12 protein-coding genes are annotated in these 16,491 nt (G+C 68.3%); all 12 read right to left on the bottom strand.

The window, feature by feature from the left end; translation table 11 throughout:
* Window positions 1-20: 20 nt before the first annotated feature.
* Window positions 21-323: a 50S ribosomal protein L23 gene (gene rplW / locus ACFCZN_RS13655; protein WP_079572420.1), complete on the bottom strand. Its 303-nt coding sequence runs from the start codon at window positions 321-323 to the stop codon at window positions 21-23.
* Entirely contained in the window at window positions 320-1,018 is a 699-nt protein-coding gene (gene rplD, locus ACFCZN_RS13650) for a 50S ribosomal protein L4 (protein WP_429764766.1), read from the bottom strand. Before rplD ends, rplW begins: the two co-directional genes overlap by 4 nt.
* 4 nt (window positions 1,019-1,022) lie before the next feature.
* Window positions 1,023-1,676, bottom strand: a complete 654-nt coding sequence (gene rplC / locus ACFCZN_RS13645; protein ID WP_429764768.1) for a 50S ribosomal protein L3 — start codon at window positions 1,674-1,676, stop codon at window positions 1,023-1,025.
* 13 nt (window positions 1,677-1,689) lie between these two features.
* The gene (rpsJ, locus tag ACFCZN_RS13640; protein ID WP_013837837.1) at window positions 1,690-1,998 is read right to left on the bottom strand and encodes a 30S ribosomal protein S10; all 309 of its coding nucleotides are present in this window, start codon (window positions 1,996-1,998) and stop codon (window positions 1,690-1,692) included.
* A gap of 496 nt (window positions 1,999-2,494) precedes the next feature.
* A complete protein-coding gene (gene tuf, locus ACFCZN_RS13635) occupies window positions 2,495-3,691 on the bottom strand; it encodes an elongation factor Tu (protein ID WP_429764770.1) in 1,197 nt (398 codons plus the stop codon).
* Between the two features lie 129 nt (window positions 3,692-3,820).
* Entirely contained in the window at window positions 3,821-5,923 is a 2,103-nt protein-coding gene (gene fusA, locus ACFCZN_RS13630) for an elongation factor G (RefSeq protein WP_429764772.1), read from the bottom strand.
* 112 nt (window positions 5,924-6,035) lie between these two features.
* Complete coding sequence (gene rpsG / locus ACFCZN_RS13625) at window positions 6,036-6,506, bottom strand: 30S ribosomal protein S7 (protein ID WP_429764774.1); 471 nt, start codon at window positions 6,504-6,506, stop codon at window positions 6,036-6,038.
* On the bottom strand, window positions 6,506-6,880 hold the full coding sequence (rpsL, locus tag ACFCZN_RS13620) for a 30S ribosomal protein S12 (protein ID WP_416342463.1): 375 nt from the start codon (window positions 6,878-6,880) through the stop codon (window positions 6,506-6,508). The genes rpsG and rpsL overlap by 1 nt, the downstream gene beginning before the upstream one ends.
* Window positions 6,881-7,272: 392 nt before the next feature.
* A complete protein-coding gene (locus ACFCZN_RS13615; RefSeq protein WP_429764776.1) occupies window positions 7,273-11,154 on the bottom strand; it encodes a DNA-directed RNA polymerase subunit beta' in 3,882 nt (1,293 codons plus the stop codon).
* 56 nt (window positions 11,155-11,210) lie between these two features.
* On the bottom strand, window positions 11,211-14,723 hold the full coding sequence (rpoB, locus tag ACFCZN_RS13610; RefSeq protein WP_429764778.1) for a DNA-directed RNA polymerase subunit beta: 3,513 nt from the start codon (window positions 14,721-14,723) through the stop codon (window positions 11,211-11,213).
* Window positions 14,724-15,199: 476 nt separating this feature from the next.
* Window positions 15,200-15,592, bottom strand: a complete 393-nt coding sequence (gene rplL, locus ACFCZN_RS13605; protein WP_429764780.1) for a 50S ribosomal protein L7/L12 — start codon at window positions 15,590-15,592, stop codon at window positions 15,200-15,202.
* 83 nt (window positions 15,593-15,675) lie between these two features.
* Complete coding sequence (gene rplJ / locus ACFCZN_RS13600) at window positions 15,676-16,206, bottom strand: 50S ribosomal protein L10 (protein WP_429764782.1); 531 nt, start codon at window positions 16,204-16,206, stop codon at window positions 15,676-15,678.
* Window positions 16,207-16,491 lie beyond the last annotated feature (285 nt).

Below are 16,491 nucleotides of genomic sequence, written 5' to 3'. Positions count from 1 at the left end.
CTCGATCTGCTCTCTGCGCCTCAGGAAGCCGGACCGCCGAAGATGTCGATCGTGCCCTCACGGAGGGTCACGATCGCGCGCTTCGTGTCCTTGCGCTTGCCCAGGCCGAAGCGCGTGCGACGCGCCTTGCCCTTGCGGTTGATCGTGTTGACCGAGTCGACCTTGACGCCGAAGACCTGCTCGACCGCGATCTTGATCTCGGTCTTGTTGGCCCGCGGGTCCACGACGAAGGTGTACTTGCCCTCGTCGAGGAGGTTGTAGGACTTCTCGGAGACGACCGGCGCGATCAGGATGTCGCGCGGGTCCTTCGTCACGGCGGTCACTTGGTGGCCTCCTCGGTCTCGGCCGCCTCGGACTCCGTGGCGACAGCCTTCACGCTCTTGCCCGTGGCCGGGCCGGCGAGGAACGCGGCGAGCGCGCCCTCGGTGAAGACGACGTCGTCGGAGACGAGCACGTCGTAGGTGTTGAGCTGGTCCGCGGTCAGCAGGTGGACCTGCTCGACGTTGCGGAGCGACAGGATCGTCAGCTCGTCCGAGCGCTCGGTGACCACGAGGACGTGCGTGCGCTCGGTGAGCGCCGCGATCGTCTTGACGGCGGTCCGGGTCGACGGCGCACCGTCGAGGCCGAAGCCGGAGACCACGTGGACGCGGCCGGCGCGAGCCCGGTCGGAGAGGGCGCCACGGAGCGCGGCGGCCTTCATCTTCTTCGGGGTCCGCTGGTCGTACTTGCGCGGCTGCGGGCCGTGGACGGTGCCACCGCCGGCGAACTGCGGGGCGCGGGTCGAACCCTGACGGGCGCGGCCGGTGCCCTTCTGCTTGTACGGCTTCCTGCCACCACCGCGGACCTCGCCGCGGGTCTTGGTGGCGTGCGTCCCCTGGCGGGCGGCGGCGCGCTGCGCCACGACCACCTGGTGGATCAGCGGGACGTTGGTGACGGTGTCGAACACCTCGGCGGGAAGCTCGGCGGTGCCGGCCTTCTTGCCCTGGGCGTCGAGCACGTCGACGGTCTGGTTGGCCATGGGGTCACGCACCCTTCGCAGCGGTACGCACGACGACGACGCCACCCTTGGGGCCGGGAACCGCGCCCTTGACGAGCAGCAGACCCTTCTCGGCGTCGACCGCGTGGACGGTCAGGTTCTGGACGGTCATGCGCTCGTGGCCCATGCGACCGGCCATCCGCAGACCCTTGAACACGCGCGACGGCGTCGAGGCGCCGCCGATCGAGCCGGCCTTGCGGTGGTTGCGGTGAGCACCGTGGGAGGCGCCGACGCCGGAGAAGCCGTGGCGCTTCATGACACCGGCGGTGCCCTTGCCCTTGGTGGTACCGACGACGTCGACCACGGCACCGGCCTCGAAGGCCTCGGCGGTGATCTCCTGGCCGAGCGTGAACTCGGCGGCGTCCTCGGTGCGGACCTCGGCGACGTGACGACGCGGCGTGACGCCGGCCTTCTCGAAGTGGCCCTTGAGCGGCTTGGTGACCTTGCGCGGGTCGATCTGGCCGGCGGCGAGCTGCACGGCCGCGTAGCCGTCGGCGTCCGCGGAGCGGACCTGCGTCACGACGTTGGTCGGGACGGCCACGACGGTGACGGGGACCAGACGACCGGCGTCGTCCCACAGCTGCGTCATGCCGAGCTTGGTGCCGAGCACCGCGGTCACGTTCTTCTGCTGGTTGGTCATATCTATCCCAGCCTCAGAGCTTGATCTCGATGTTCACGTCGGCAGGCAGGTCGATCCGCATGAGCGAGTCGACGGCCTTCGGCGTGGGATCGATGATGTCGATGAGCCGCTTGTGCGTGCGCATCTCGAAGTGCTCGCGGCTGTCCTTGTACTTGTGAGGCGACCGGATGACGGTGAAGACGTTCTTCTCCGTCGGCAGCGGCACCGGACCCACGACCGTCGCACCAGCGCGCGTCACCGTGTCGACGATCTTGCGCGCCGAGCTGTCGATGACCTCGTGGTCGTAGGACTTGAGCCGGATGCGGATCTTCTGTCCCGCCATGGCGTCGTCTGACTCTCTCTCTCGAACCGCTACTGTCCGACCCCCGCGCTCGGGCGTGTCGCGCTAGGCGACGTACCCGGGCGCACACCGAACCGGCGTGGGGCCGTTGATTGTGGTCCGCGAGGCGGACCACGACGTTTGTCTGGCCTGTCGAGACATGTGTCCCGCGGGGCGCTCTAGCGCGTCGACAGCCGGCAACCCCGCGACCCCTCTCCGGGAGGGATCCGCTCCAGGTGACGAGGACCGTTCCGGAGATCCGGACCGGCACACGCACCGTGGTGCTACACACTGTTCGACACGAGAAAGAACGCGCCCGTGACAGGCAACCTGAACATCTTGCCACAGGGAGCCCCGTGATTCCAAGCCGGAACGGGGTTCGACCGCTGTGACGCCGGACGCACCGCACCTCGGGGCGGCACGCGCCCGGGCGCGCAGGAGGCCCGGGCCCTGTCGGGCCCGGGCCTCCTGCTCAGGCGATCAGCCGAGGATCAGCAGATCACTTGATGATCTTGGTGACCCGGCCGGAGCCGACGGTGCGGCCACCCTCACGGATGGCGAAGCCGAGGCCCTCCTCCATGGCGATCGGCTGGATCAGCGCGACCGTCATCTCGGTGTTGTCGCCGGGCATGACCATCTCGGTGCCCTCGGGCAGCGTGATGACGCCGGTGACGTCGGTGGTGCGGAAGTAGAACTGCGGACGGTAGTTCGAGTAGAACGGGTTGTGACGCCCACCCTCGTCCTTGCCCAGGATGTAGACCTGCGCCTCGAAGTCCGTGTGCGGGGTGATCGAACCCGGCTTCACGACGACCTGGCCGCGCTCGACGTCCTCGCGCTTGATGCCGCGCAGGAGCAGACCGGTGTTGTCGCCGGCCTGAGCCTGGTCCATCTGCTTGTGGAACGTCTCGATACCGGTGACCGTGGTCTTCTGCGGCTCGCGGATACCGACGATCTCGACCTCGGAGTTGACGTCGAGCGTGCCACGCTCCACCTTGCCGGTCACGACGGTGCCGCGGCCGGTGATGGTGAAGACGTCCTCGATCGGCATGAGGAACGGCTTGTCGAGCTCGCGCACGGGGTCGGGGACGTTCTCGTCCACGGCCTCCATGAGCTCCAGGACCCGCTTGGTCCACTCGGGGTCACCCTCGAGGGCCTTGAGGCCGGAGACGCGGACGACGGGCGCGTTGTCGCCGTCGAACTCCTGCGACGACAGCAGCTCGCGGACCTCCATCTCGACGAGCTCGAGGATCTCCTCGTCGTCGACCATGTCGGCCTTGTTGAGCGCGACCAGCAGGTAGGGGACGCCCACCTGGCGGGCCAGCAGCACGTGCTCGCGCGTCTGGGCCATCGGGCCGTCGGTCGCCGCGACCACCAGGATCGCGCCGTCCATCTGGGCGGCACCGGTGATCATGTTCTTGATGTAGTCGGCGTGACCCGGAGCATCGACGTGCGCGTAGTGACGCTTGGGCGTCTCGTACTCGATGTGCGCGATGTTGATCGTGATACCGCGCTGCTTCTCCTCCGGCGCGGCGTCGATCTCGTCGAAGTTGCGCTGCGTGTTCGCCGGCAGGTCGGGGTACGTGTCCGCAAGCGTCTTCGAGATCGCGGCGGTCAGCGTCGTCTTGCCGTGGTCGACGTGCCCGATCGTGCCGATGTTGACGTGCGGCTTGGTCCGCTCGAACTTGGCCTTAGCCACTGGGGTCCTCCTGGGACTTGGGTAGATGTTCCCGAACGTTGCGAGACTCGGCGAGAGAGCCTACATCCCGCGGGGCGACGGGGGTTTCCTACAGGTTGATGGTTGTGCTGGTCGTCGACCTGTGGGGACTCACTCGCCCCGGGTCTTCTTGATGATCTCGTCAGCAACGTTGCGAGGAACCTCGGCGTAGCTGTCGAACTGCATCGAGTACACGGCACGGCCCTGCGTCTTGGAACGCAGGTCACCGATGTACCCGAACATCTCGCTCAACGGTACCTGGGCGCGCACGACCTTGACACCGGTCGCGTCCTCCATGGACTGGATCATCCCACGACGCGAGTTGATGTCGCCGATCACGTCGCCCATGTACTCCTCGGGCGTCCGGACCTCGACGGCCATCACGGGCTCGAGGATGACCGGGTCGGCCCGCTTGATGCCCTCCTTGAAGACCATCGAGCCGGCGATCTTGAACGCCATCTCCGAGGAGTCGACGTCGTGGTAGGCGCCGTCGAGCAGCGTGGCCTTGACCCCCACCACGGGGAACCCGGCCAGCACGCCCTGCTGCATCGCCGACTGGATACCGGCGTCCACGGACGGGATGTACTCGCGCGGGATACGACCACCGGTGACGGCGTTGGCGAACTCGTAGAGCTCGCCCTCCGTCGTCTCGAGCGGCTCGAAGGTCACCTGGACCTTGGCGAACTGGCCCGAGCCACCGGTCTGCTTCTTGTGCGTGTAGTCGATCTTCTCCGCGGTACGGCGGATCGTCTCGCGGTACGCGACCTGCGGCTTGCCGACGTTCGCCTCGACCTTGAACTCGCGACGCATACGGTCGACGAGGATGTCGAGGTGGAGCTCGCCCATGCCGCCGATGACGGTCTGGCCGGTCTCCTCGTCCAGCTTGACGCGGAAGGTCGGGTCCTCCTGGGCGAGCTTCTGGATCGCCGTGGAGAGCTTCTCCTGGTCGGCCTTCGTCTTCGGCTCGATGGCCACGTCGATGACCGGCTCCGGGAAGGTCATCGACTCGAGGATGACCGGGTTCGCCGGGTCGCAGAGCGTGTCACCGGTGGTGACGTCCTTGAGCCCGATGAAGGCGTAGATGTGCCCGGCGTGCGCCTCTTCGACCGGGTTCTCCTTGTTGGAGTGCATCTGGAAGAGCTTCCCGATGCGCTCCTTCTTGCCCTTGGTCGAGTTCTGGACCTGAGCGCCCTGCGCGACCTTGCCCGAGTAGACGCGGACGTAGGTGAGCTTGCCGAAGAACGGGTGCGTGGCGACCTTGAACGCGAGGGCCGAGAACGGCTCCGCCTCGTCCGGACGACGCTCGATGATCTTCTCCGCGTCCTTGACGTCGTGGCCCTGGACGGCCGGGACGTCGAGCGGGGTCGGCAGGTAGTCGATCACGGCGTCGAGCATGGGCTGCACGCCCTTGTTCTTGAACGCCGAGCCGCACAGGACCGGGAAGGCCTCGGACCGGATGACGAGCTTGCGGATGCCGGACTTGATCTCGGCGACCGAGAGCTCCTCGCCACCGAGGAACTTCTCGAGCAGCTCGTCGTCGGCCTCGGCGACGGCCTCGACGAGCTCGGCCCGGTACTGCTCGGCCTTCTCGACGAGGTCGGCCGGGATGTCCTCGACCGCGTACTCCTCACCCATCTTGGTGTCGCCGCGCCAGGTGAGCGCCTTCATCTCGAGCAGGTCGACGACGCCCTCGAAGTCGTTCTCGGCGCCGATCGGCAGCTGGATGACCAGCGGCTTCGCCTTGAGGCGGTTGATGATGGTGTCGACCGTGAAGTAGAAGTCGGCGCCGAGCTTGTCCATCTTGTTGACGAAGCAGATGCGCGGCACGTCGTACTTGTCGGCCTGGCGCCACACGGTCTCCGACTGGGGCTCCACGCCCTCCTTGCCGTCGAACACCGCGACGGCACCGTCGAGCACGCGCAGCGAGCGCTCGACCTCGACGGTGAAGTCCACGTGACCCGGGGTGTCGATGATGTTGATCTGGTTGTTCTTCCAGTAGCAGGTCGTCGCGGCGGACGTGATCGTGATGCCGCGCTCCTGCTCCTGCTCCATCCAGTCCATCGTCGACGCACCGTCGTGCGTCTCACCGATCTTGTAGTTCACACCGGTGTAGAACAGGATGCGCTCGGTGGTGGTGGTCTTGCCGGCATCGATGTGGGCCATGATGCCGATGTTGCGGACCTTGTTCAGGTCGGTCAGCACGTCGAGTGCCACGGTGTCTTACCCCTTGTCGGTGGAAGGTCGGAAGCCGGGCCGGAGGGCCGGCTGCCGGCCGGTTCCGGATCCTCGGACGGCCCCGGGGGTCACCCGGGGCCGTCCGTGCGCATCACCAGCGGTAGTGCGCGAAGGCCTTGTTCGAGTCGGCCATCTTGTGCATGTCCTCGCGGCGCTTCACGGCGGCACCGAGGCCGTTGGAGGCGTCGAGGATCTCGTTCATGAGGCGCTCGGTCATCGTCTTCTCGCGGCGGGCGCGCGAGAAGTCCGTGAGCCAGCGCAGCGCGAGCGTCGTGGAACGCACGGGGCGCACCTCGACCGGCACCTGGTAGGTGGCGCCACCGACACGGCGGGAGCGGACCTCGAGGGCCGGGCGGACGTTCTCCAGCGCGCGCTTGAGCACGACGACCGGGTCCTGGTCCGTCTTGGCACGGACGCCCTCGAGGGCGCCGTAGACGATCGCCTCGGCGGTGGACTTCTTGCCGTCGAGCAGGACCTTGTTGATCAGCTGCGTGACGACGGGCGACCCGTAGACGGGGTCGACGATGAGCGGCCGCTTGGGGGCCGGACCCTTGCGAGGCATCAGGCCTTCTCCTTCTTCGCGCCGTACTTGCTGCGGGCCTGCTTGCGGTTCTTCACGCCCTGCGTGTCGAGCGCGCCGCGCACGATCTTGTAGCGGACACCCGGGAGGTCCTTCACACGGCCGCCGCGGACGAGCACGATCGAGTGCTCCTGCAGGTTGTGGCCGACACCGGGGATGTACGCCGTGACCTCGGTACCCGAGGACAGCTTGACGCGCGCGACCTTGCGGAGCGCGGAGTTCGGCTTCTTGGGGGTGGTGGTGTACACGCGGGTGCACACGCCGCGCCGCTGGGGCGAGTCCTTGAGGGCCGGCGTCTTCGACGCCACGGCCTTCGTGGACCGGCCCTTGCGGACGAGCTGCTGGATCGTAGGCACTACGTCTCCGTCGTCTTCTCGAGCTCACGAGGGCCGGGCGGCCCTCGACGGTGGTCTGTCTGGCTGGTGCGTGCCGATCGCATGCGGCACCCGCGGCCCTCACGGACCGCAACGCCACTTACCACCGGCTCGATGGCCCGGATCAGCTCAGCTCCCCCGCCCTCACGGACGGTCCGAGCGATCTTCCCGGGGTACCTGTGCGCTCAGGACGGCGACGCCTCCGGCAGCCGGCCCGAGCGAGAACGTTCTGGGCTGACAGCGGGATGCGCGCGCGACGGCACGGGCACGGCTTCCAAGGCTACCCGCGGAAGCAAGCGGGGTCAAAGGATCGGGAGGGACGCACGCTGTGACGTGCGCCCCTCCCGGACTACCTCGTGGTCAGGATCAGCGGACTAGCGGAAGTCGCCGAAGTCCAGGTCCTCCAGCGGGATCGCCTCGCCCGAGCCCATGCCGAGCGTCGGGAAGTCGATCTCGTCGTAGCCGAAGCTCGGGTAGAGCTCGGCCTTGGCCTGCTCGGTCGGCTCGACCTCGATGTTCCGGTAGCGGGGCAGACCCGTGCCGGCGGGGATGAGCTTACCGAGGATGACGTTCTCCTTGAGGCCCAGCAGCGGGTCACGACGACCGCTCATCGCCGCCTCGGTCAGCACGCGGGTCGTCTCCTGGAAGGAGGCGGCCGAGAGCCACGAGTCGGTGGCGAGCGACGCCTTCGTGATGCCCATGAGCTCCGGACGGCCGGAGGCCGGCTGGCCACCCTCGGCCACGGCCCGACGGTTCGCGTCCTCGAAGCGGACGCGCTCCGCCAGCTCGCCCGGCAGCAGGTGCGAGTCACCCGAGTCGAGCACGGTCACGCGACGGAGCATCTGCCGCACGATGACCTCGATGTGCTTGTCGTGGATGTCCACGCCCTGCGAGCGGTAGGTCTCCTGGACCTCGTCCACCAGGTGCTTCTGCGTGGCACGCGGGCCGAGGATGCGCAGCACCTTCTTCGGGTCGACGGCGCCCTGGACCAGCTGGGTGCCGACCTGGACCTGCTCGCCGTCGGCGATCAGGAGGCGGGCACGCTTGGTCACCGGGTAGCGGATCTCCTCGCCGCCGTCGGCCGGCGTGAGGACCAGGTGGCGCGTGCGCTCCGTGTCCTCGATCGCCACGGTGCCGGTGTACTCCGCGATCGGGGCCTCACCCTTGGGGGTGCGGGCCTCGAACAGCTCGGTGACACGGGGCAGACCCTGCGTGATGTCCTCCGCGGAGGCGACACCACCGGTGTGGAAGGTACGCATCGTCAGCTGCGTGCCCGGCTCACCGATCGACTGCGCCGCGATGATGCCGACGGCCTCGCCGATGTCCACCAGCTTGCCGGTGGCCAGGGAGCGGCCGTAGCACTTGGCGCAGGTGCCGACGCGCGACTCGCAGGTCAGCACGGAGCGGACCTTGACGTTCTCGATGCCGGCGGCGATCACCTTGTCGATGATCACGTCGCCCGCGTCCGAGCCCGCCTCGGCCACGACGTTGCCGTCCGCGTCCACGACGTCCGTCGCGAACGTGCGCGAGTAGATGCTCGTCTCGACGCGCGGGTGCGGCACCAGCACGTCGCCGATGCGCTCGGCGACGGGCAGCGTGAGGCCGCGCTCGGTGCCGCAGTCCTCCTCGCGGATGATGACGTCCTGCGACACGTCGACCAGACGACGGGTCAGGTAGCCGGAGTCCGCGGTACGCAGCGCCGTGTCGGCCAGACCCTTGCGGGCACCGTGCGAGGCGATGAAGTACTCGAGGACGGACAGGCCCTCGCGGTAGTTGGACTTGATCGGGCGCGGGATGATCTCGCCCTTCGGGTTCGCCACGAGGCCGCGCATACCGGCGATCTGACGGACCTGCATCCAGTTACCACGGGCGCCCGAGGACACCATGCGGTACAGCGTGTTCCGCGAGTTGCTCTCGAGGTTCTCGCGCATGACCGACGCAATCTTGTCGGTGGCCTGGGTCCAGATCTCGATGAGCTCCTGACGGCGCTCGTCGTCGGTGATCAGACCCTTGTCGAACTGGTCCTGGACCTTCAGCGCACGCTGCTCGTGCTCGTCCAGGATGTCGTTCTTGACCTCCGGCATCGCGACGTCGGAGATCGCGATCGTGACGCCCGAGCGCGTGGCCCAGCGGTAGCCGGCGTCCTTCAGCGCGTCGAGCGACGTCGCGACGTCGACCTTCGGGTAGCGCTCCGCCAGGTCGTTGACGATCGTCGAGAGCTCCTTCTTGCCGACGACGCCGTTCTGGAACGGGTAGTCGATCGGGAGCGCCTCGTTGAAGATCGTGCGGCCCAGGGTGGTCTCGAACAGCAGCGGCTGCCCGGGCTCCCAGCCCTCGGGGGCCTCGAAGCCGCTGGTCGGCGGAACGAGGTCCGACATCCGCAACTTGATCGTGGCGTTGAGGTCCAGCGCGCCGCGGTCGAGGGCCATGATCGCCTCGGCCTGCGAGGAGAAGACCCGCCCCTCCCCCGTCGCGCCGGGGCGGTCCGAGGTGAGGTGGTGCAGACCGATGATCATGTCCTGCGAGGGCATGGTCACCGGACGGCCGTCCGACGGCTTGAGGATGTTGTTGCTCGAGAGCATGAGGATGCGGGCCTCGGCCTGCGCCTCGGCGCTCAGGGGCAGGTGGACCGCCATCTGGTCGCCGTCGAAGTCCGCGTTGAACGCGGCGCACACGAGCGGGTGCAGGTGGATGGCCTTGCCCTCGACGAGCTGCGGCTCGAAGGCCTGGATGCCCAGGCGGTGCAGGGTGGGGGCACGGTTCAGCAGCACCGGGTGCTCCTGGATGACCTCCTCCAGCACGTCCCAGACCTCGCCGCGGGTGCGCTCGACCATGCGCTTGGCGCTCTTGATGTTCTGCGCGTGGTTGAGCTCGACGAGCCGCTTCATGACGAACGGCTTGAACAGCTCGAGCGCCATCTGCTTGGGCAGGCCGCACTGGTGCAGCTTGAGCTGCGGGCCGACCACGATGACCGAACGGCCCGAGTAGTCGACGCGCTTGCCGAGCAGGTTCTGGCGGAACCGGCCCTGCTTGCCCTTGAGCATGTCGGAGATCGACTTCAGCGGGCGGTTGCCCGGCCCCGTGACCGGGCGGCCGCGGCGACCGTTGTCGAACAGCGAGTCCACGGCCTCCTGGAGCATCCGCTTCTCGTTGTTGACGATGATCTCCGGCGCACCCAGGTCGAGCAGGCGCTTGAGCCGGTTGTTGCGGTTGATCACGCGGCGGTACAGGTCGTTGAGGTCCGACGTCGCGAAGCGGCCACCGTCGAGCTGCACCATCGGGCGCAGGTCCGGCGGGATGACCGGGACGGCGTCGAGCACCATCGCCGTGGGCGAGTTGGTCGTCGTGAGGAACGCGTTGACGACCTTCAGGCGCTTGAGCGCGCGCGTCTTGCGCTGGCCCTTGCCCGTCCGGATGGTCTCGCGCAGCGACTGGGCCTCGGCCTCCAGGTCGAAGCTCTCGAGGCGCTTCTGGATCGCCGCGGCGCCCATCGAGCCCTCGAAGTACGTGCCGTAGCGGTCGACGAGCTGGCGGTACAGCATCTCGTCGCCCTCGAGGTCCGCGACCTTGAGGTTCTTGAACCGGTCCCAGACCTGCTCGAGGCGGTCGAGCTCCTGGTCGGCACGCTTGCGCAGCTGCGCCATCTCGCGCTCGGCGGAGTCGCGCACCTTGCGGCGCGCGTCGGCCTTGGCGCCCTCGGCCTCCAGCTCGGCCAGGTCGGCCTCGAGCTTGGCGGCACGGGTGTTGATGTCGTTGTCGCGGCGGTCCGAGATCTCCTTCTTCTCCAGGTCGATCTCGTTCTGGAGGTTCGGGAGGTCCTCGTGGCGGGCCTCGTCGTCGACCCACGTGACCATGTAGGCCGCGAAGTAGATGACCTTCTCCAGGTCCTTCGGGGCCAGGTCCAGCAGGTAGCCGAGGCGCGACGGCACACCCTTGAAGAACCAGATGTGCGTGACCGGGGCGGCGAGCTCGATGTGGCCCATGCGCTCACGGCGCACCTTCGAGCGCGTCACCTCGACGCCGCAGCGCTCGCAGATGATGCCCTTGAAGCGCACGCGCTTGTACTTGCCGCAGTAGCACTCCCAGTCCCGGGTGGGGCCGAAGATCTTCTCGCAGAAGAGCCCGTCCTTCTCCGGCTTCAGGGTGCGGTAGTTGATGGTCTCGGGCTTCTTGACCTCTCCGTGCGACCAGGCACGGATGTCGTCGGCCGTGGCCAGGCCGATACGCAGCTCGTCGAAGACGTTGACGTCGAGCAAGATGTCCTACTTCCTCAAAGCTTTCGAATGTCCGTGGAGTTCAGCTGGTCGCTGGATCAGATCTCGTCGACCGTGGCAGCCGAGTTGGGGCGGCGCGACAGATCGATGCCCAGCTCCTCCGCGGCGCGGTACACCTCGTCGTCGGACTCCTTCATCTCGATGGAGGTCCCGTCGCTCGAGAGCACCTCGACGTTCAGGCACAGCGACTGCATCTCCTTGAGGAGCACCTTGAAGGACTCCGGGATGCCCGAGTCGGGGATGTTCTCGCCCTTGACGATCGCCTCGTAGACCTTCACGCGGCCCGGGACGTCGTCGGACTTGATGGTGAGCAGCTCCTGCAGCGTGTAGGCCGCGCCGTACGCCTCGAGGGCCCACACCTCCATCTCGCCGAAGCGCTGGCCGCCGAACTGCGCCTTACCACCCAGCGGCTGCTGCGTGATCATCGAGTACGGGCCGGTCGAGCGCGCGTGGATCTTGTCGTCGACCAGGTGGTGGAGCTTGAGGATGTACATGTAGCCCACCGACACCGGGTCCGGGAACGGCTCGCCGGAGCGGCCGTCGAAGAGCCGGGCCTTGCCGTCGGTCGCGACCATGCGGTCGCCGTCGCGGTTCGGCAGCGTCGTGGAGAGCAGGCCGCGCAGGCCGGACTCCTCGAGGCCGTCGAACACCGGCGTCGCCACCGGCGTCCCCGGCTCCGACTTCGACGCGACCTCGGGCAGGGTCTCCTTCCAGGAGAGGTCCTTGCCCTCGGCCAGCTCGATGTCCCAGCCACGGCTCGCGACCCACCCGAGGTGCGTCTCGAGGACCTGGCCGACGTTCATGCGGCCGGGCACGCCCAGCGGGTTGAGGATGACGTCGACCGGCGTCCCGTCGGGGAGGAACGGCATGTCCTCCTGCGGCAGGATCTTCGAGATGACGCCCTTGTTGCCGTGACGGCCGGCGAGCTTGTCGCCGACGGTGATCTTGCGGCGCTGGGCGATGTAGACACGGACCAGCTGGTTCACGCCGGCGGGCAGCTCGTCGCCGTCCTCGCGGTTGAACTCGCGGACGCCGATGACCGTGCCCTGCTCGCCGTGAGGCACCTTGAGGGACGTGTCGCGCACCTCGCGGGCCTTCTCACCGAAGATGGCGCGCAGCAGGCGCTCCTCCGGGGTGAGCTCGGTCTCGCCCTTCGGCGTGACCTTGCCGACCAGCACGTCGCCCGCGCCGACCTCGGCACCGATGCGGATGACACCGCGCTCGTCGAGGTCCGCCAGGACGTCCTCGGAGACGTTCGGGATGTCCCGCGTGATCTCCTCGGGCCCGAGCTTGGTGTCGCGGGCGTCGACCTCGTGCTCCTCGATGTGGATCGAGGACAGGACGTCGTCCTCCACGAGGCGCTGCGACAGGATGATCGCGTCCTCGTAGTTGTGGCCCTCCCACGACATGAACGCGACGAGCAGGTTGCGGCCGAGCGCGAGGTCGCCCTCGTCGGTCGCCGGGCCGTCGGCCAGCACGGAGCCGACCTCGACCCGCTGGCCCTCGTCCACGAGCACGCGCTGGTTGTAGCTGGTGCCCTGGTTCGAGCGGCGGAACTTCGCCGCGCGGTAGGAGCCCGTGGTGCCGTCGTCGTTCGCGACGAGGACCAGGTCCGCGGACACCTCGGTGACCACGCCGGGCTTGGTCGCCACGATGACGTCGCCGGCGTCGACCGCCGCACGACGCTCCATGCCGGTGCCGACCAGCGGCGCCTCGGAGCGCACCAGCGGCACGGCCTGGCGCTGCATGTTGGCGCCCATGAGCGCGCGGTTCGCGTCGTCGTGCTCGAGGAACGGGATGAGCGCCGTCGCGACGGACACCATCTGGCGCGGCGAGACGTCCATGTAGTCGATCTCGGCCGGCGGCAGGTCGTCGGTCTCGCCGCCCTTGGTGCGCACCAGGACGCGGTCGTTGAGGAACGTGCCGTCGACGGCGAGCTCGGTGTTCGCCTGGGCGATGATGTGCCGGTCCTCGTCGTCGGCGGTCAGGTAGACGATCTCGTCCGTGACCTTGCCGTCGGTGACCTTGCGGTACGGCGTCTCGATGAAGCCGAACGGGTTGATGCGACCGAACGACGCGAGCGAGCCGATGAGGCCGATGTTCGGGCCCTCAGGGGTCTCGATCGGGCACATGCGGCCGTAGTGCGACGGGTGGACGTCACGGACCTCCATGCCGGCGCGGTCGCGGGACAGACCACCCGGGCCGAGGGCGTTCAGACGACGCTTGTGCGTCAGGCCCGCGAGCGGGTTGTTCTGGTCCATGAACTGCGACAGCTGCGAGGTGCCGAAGAACTCGCGGATCGACGCGACCACGGGGCGGATGTTGATCAGCGTCTGCGGCGTGATCGCCTCGACGTCCTGCGTCGTCATGCGCTCACGGACCACGCGCTCCATGCGGGACAGGCCCGTGCGCACCTGGTTCTGGATGAGCTCGCCGACGGCGCGGATCCGCCGGTTGCCGAAGTGGTCGATGTCGTCGGTCTCGACGCGGACCTCGGTGGGCTGGCCGTCGCGGGTGCCGGGGATGGTCTCCAGGTCGGCGTGCAGCGCGGCCAGGTACTTGATCGTCGCGACGACGTCGGTCACGGACAGCGTCGAGTCCGCGAGCGGCGCGTCGACGCCCAGCTTCTTGCTGATCTTGTAGCGACCGACCTTCGCGAGGTCGTAGCGCTTCGGGTTGAAGTAGAAGTTCTCGAGCAGCGCGCGACCGGCCTCGACCGTGGGCGGCTCGCCCGGACGGATCTTGCGGTACAGGTCGACCAGGGCCTCGTCCTGGGTGTGGACGTGGTCCTTCTCGAGGGTGTCGAGCACGGACGGGAAGTTCGCGAACTCCTCGCGGATCTCCGCCTCCGTGAGGCCGAGGGCCTTCAGCAGGACGGTGACGGGCTGCTTGCGCTTGCGGTCGACGCGCACGCCGACGGCGTCGCGCTTGTCGATCTCGAACTCGAGCCAGGCGCCGCGCGACGGGATGACCTTCGCCGAGAAGACGTCCTTGTCGCTCGTCTTGTCGGGGGTGCGCTCGAAGTAGACGCCCGGGGAACGGACCAGCTGCGAGACGACGACGCGCTCGGTGCCGTTGATGATGAACGTGCCACGCGCGGTCATGAGCGGGAAGTCGCCCATGAACACCGTCTGGCTCTTGATCTCACCGGTCGTGTAGTTCACGAACTCGGCCGTCACGAACAGCGGGGCGGCGAAGGTGAAGTCCTTCTCCTTGCACTCGTCCGCGGTGTACTTCGGCGGCTCGAAGCGGTGGTTCGAGAAGGAGAGGGACATCGACTGACCGAAGTCCTCGATCGGCGAGATCTCCTCGAAGATCTCCTCGAGGCCCGACGTCGCGGGGACGTCGGACCGGCCGGCGGCGGTGGCCGCCTCGACCCGGGCCTGCCAGGCGGGGCTGCCGAGGAGCCAGTCGAAGCTCTCGGTCTGCAGCCCGAGGAGGTCGGGGACCTCGAGCGGCTCGTAGATCTTGGCGAAGGAGACGCGGCGGGAAGCGGTGCGGTTCGCGATGGCGTCGGCGGACGGAACAGAAGGGGTGCGCGAGGCAGCCAAGAGGGGTCCTTCCCTGCAGTTCGATGGCACGCTGTACGCTCTGCGAGGGCTGGAGGCGCCGGACCGCGGGAGTGGACCGCCCCAGGGGTCACGAAGACGTGATCACGGAGGGCGGGGCATCGTCGGCGGGGAGGCGTCGGGGCACAAGCGAGCGCAAAGCGCTAGCGTAGCCAGAACTTCATCGTTTGTCCAACTCGCGCGGGCACACGAGCGGACGCCCTCGGTTCTGGGTCTTGAGGACGTTGTCTCGGTGGCCGCCATATGCCGCCCAAGAAACGGTTGTCGGACCAGCCTAACCCGTGGTAGGCGGCCACGGCCAGGCGCCGGCGCGCGACGTCGGTCACGACACGACACCTCCACAACCGGCCCGCTCCCCCGCGGCGTCCTGCCGGCCCACCGTCCGCACGCAGCGAGGCCCGCACCCCCCGAAGGGGATGCGGGCCTCGCGGAAGCGATGCGCGGCTAGGCCGCGGCGATCACTTGAGGGTGACGGTGGCGCCGGCGCCCTCGAGGGCAGCCTTGGCCTTCTCGGCCGTCTCCTTGTTCGCGGCCTCCAGGACCGGCTTCGGGGCGCCGTCCACGAGGTCCTTGGCCTCCTTCAGGCCGAGGGACGTGAGCGCGCGCACCTCCTTGATGACCTGGATCTTCTTGTCGCCGGCGGCCTCGAGGATGACGTCGAACTCGTCCTTCTCCTCGGCGGCCTCGGCGCCACCGGCACCGCCGGCGGCGGGGGCGGCGACCGCGACGGCGGCGGGAGCGGCGGCGGTGACCTCGAACTTGTCCTCGAAAGCCTTCACGAACTCGTTGAGCTCGATGAGCGTGAGCTCCTCGAAGGCGGCCAGGAGCTCGTCGGTGCTGAGCTTCGCCATGATGGCGTTCCTTTCGGTTGGTGCGTCCTGGGGCGTACGGCCCCGCAGAAGCAAGGGAGGGGGTTGTGCTTGCCGCACCGCCGTCAGGCGGCAGCGGCCTCCGATTCCTGCTTCTGACGCAGGGCATCGATGACGCGAGCGGCCTGGGCCGGCTTCGCGCTGAAGGCGTAGGCAGCCTGGAAGAGCTTGGCCTTCATCGCGCCGGCCGTCTTGGCCAGCAGGACCTCGCGGGACTCGAGGTCCGCGAGCTTGGTGACCTCTGCAGCGGTCAGCGGCTTCCCGTCGAGGACACCGCCCTTGATGACCAGTGCAGGGTTCGCCTTGGCGAAGTCACGCAGACCCTTGGCGGCCTCGACCGGGTCGCCGGTCACGAACGCGATCGCGGACGGACCCTTGAGGTCGGCCTCGAACGCGTCGATCCCGGCCTCCTTGGCCGCGATGGACGTCAGCGTGTTCTTCACCACGGCGTAGGTTGCGTTGCCGCTGAGCGACCGACGCAGCTCCTTGAGCTGTGCGACGGTGAGCCCGCGGTACTCGGTCAGCACGGCCGCGTTCGCGTCACGGAACTTGTCCGCGACCTCCGCGACAGCGGCTGCCTTGTCCGGCCTCGCCATGGCAATCCTTCCGGTGGTGGTGCCACCGGTACCTGCAAGAGAAAGAGCCCCGGCGCAGGTGCGCACGGGGCTCGGAGCTCACAGCCAGGCTGTGTGATCGTCGTCGTGTCACCTACGCAGGCCCCCGCTCTCACGGGACTTCGGTCTTCGGCTTGCTGGGGCGAGCCCGGGCAGCGTCGGACGACCGGCGGTCTTGGGTTACCCGAGAACTGTACACGACGACGGGCGGCGGGGAGGGGCGCTGGCGGGTGAACTGAAACGCGGTCGTGGAGGGGGACGGAAGGC

Source organism: Isoptericola sp. NPDC056134, from assembly GCF_042264825.1.
GTDB lineage: Bacteria > Actinomycetota > Actinomycetes > Actinomycetales > Cellulomonadaceae > Isoptericola > Isoptericola nanjingensis.
This window is presented reverse-complemented; position numbering and strand designations above follow the sequence as displayed.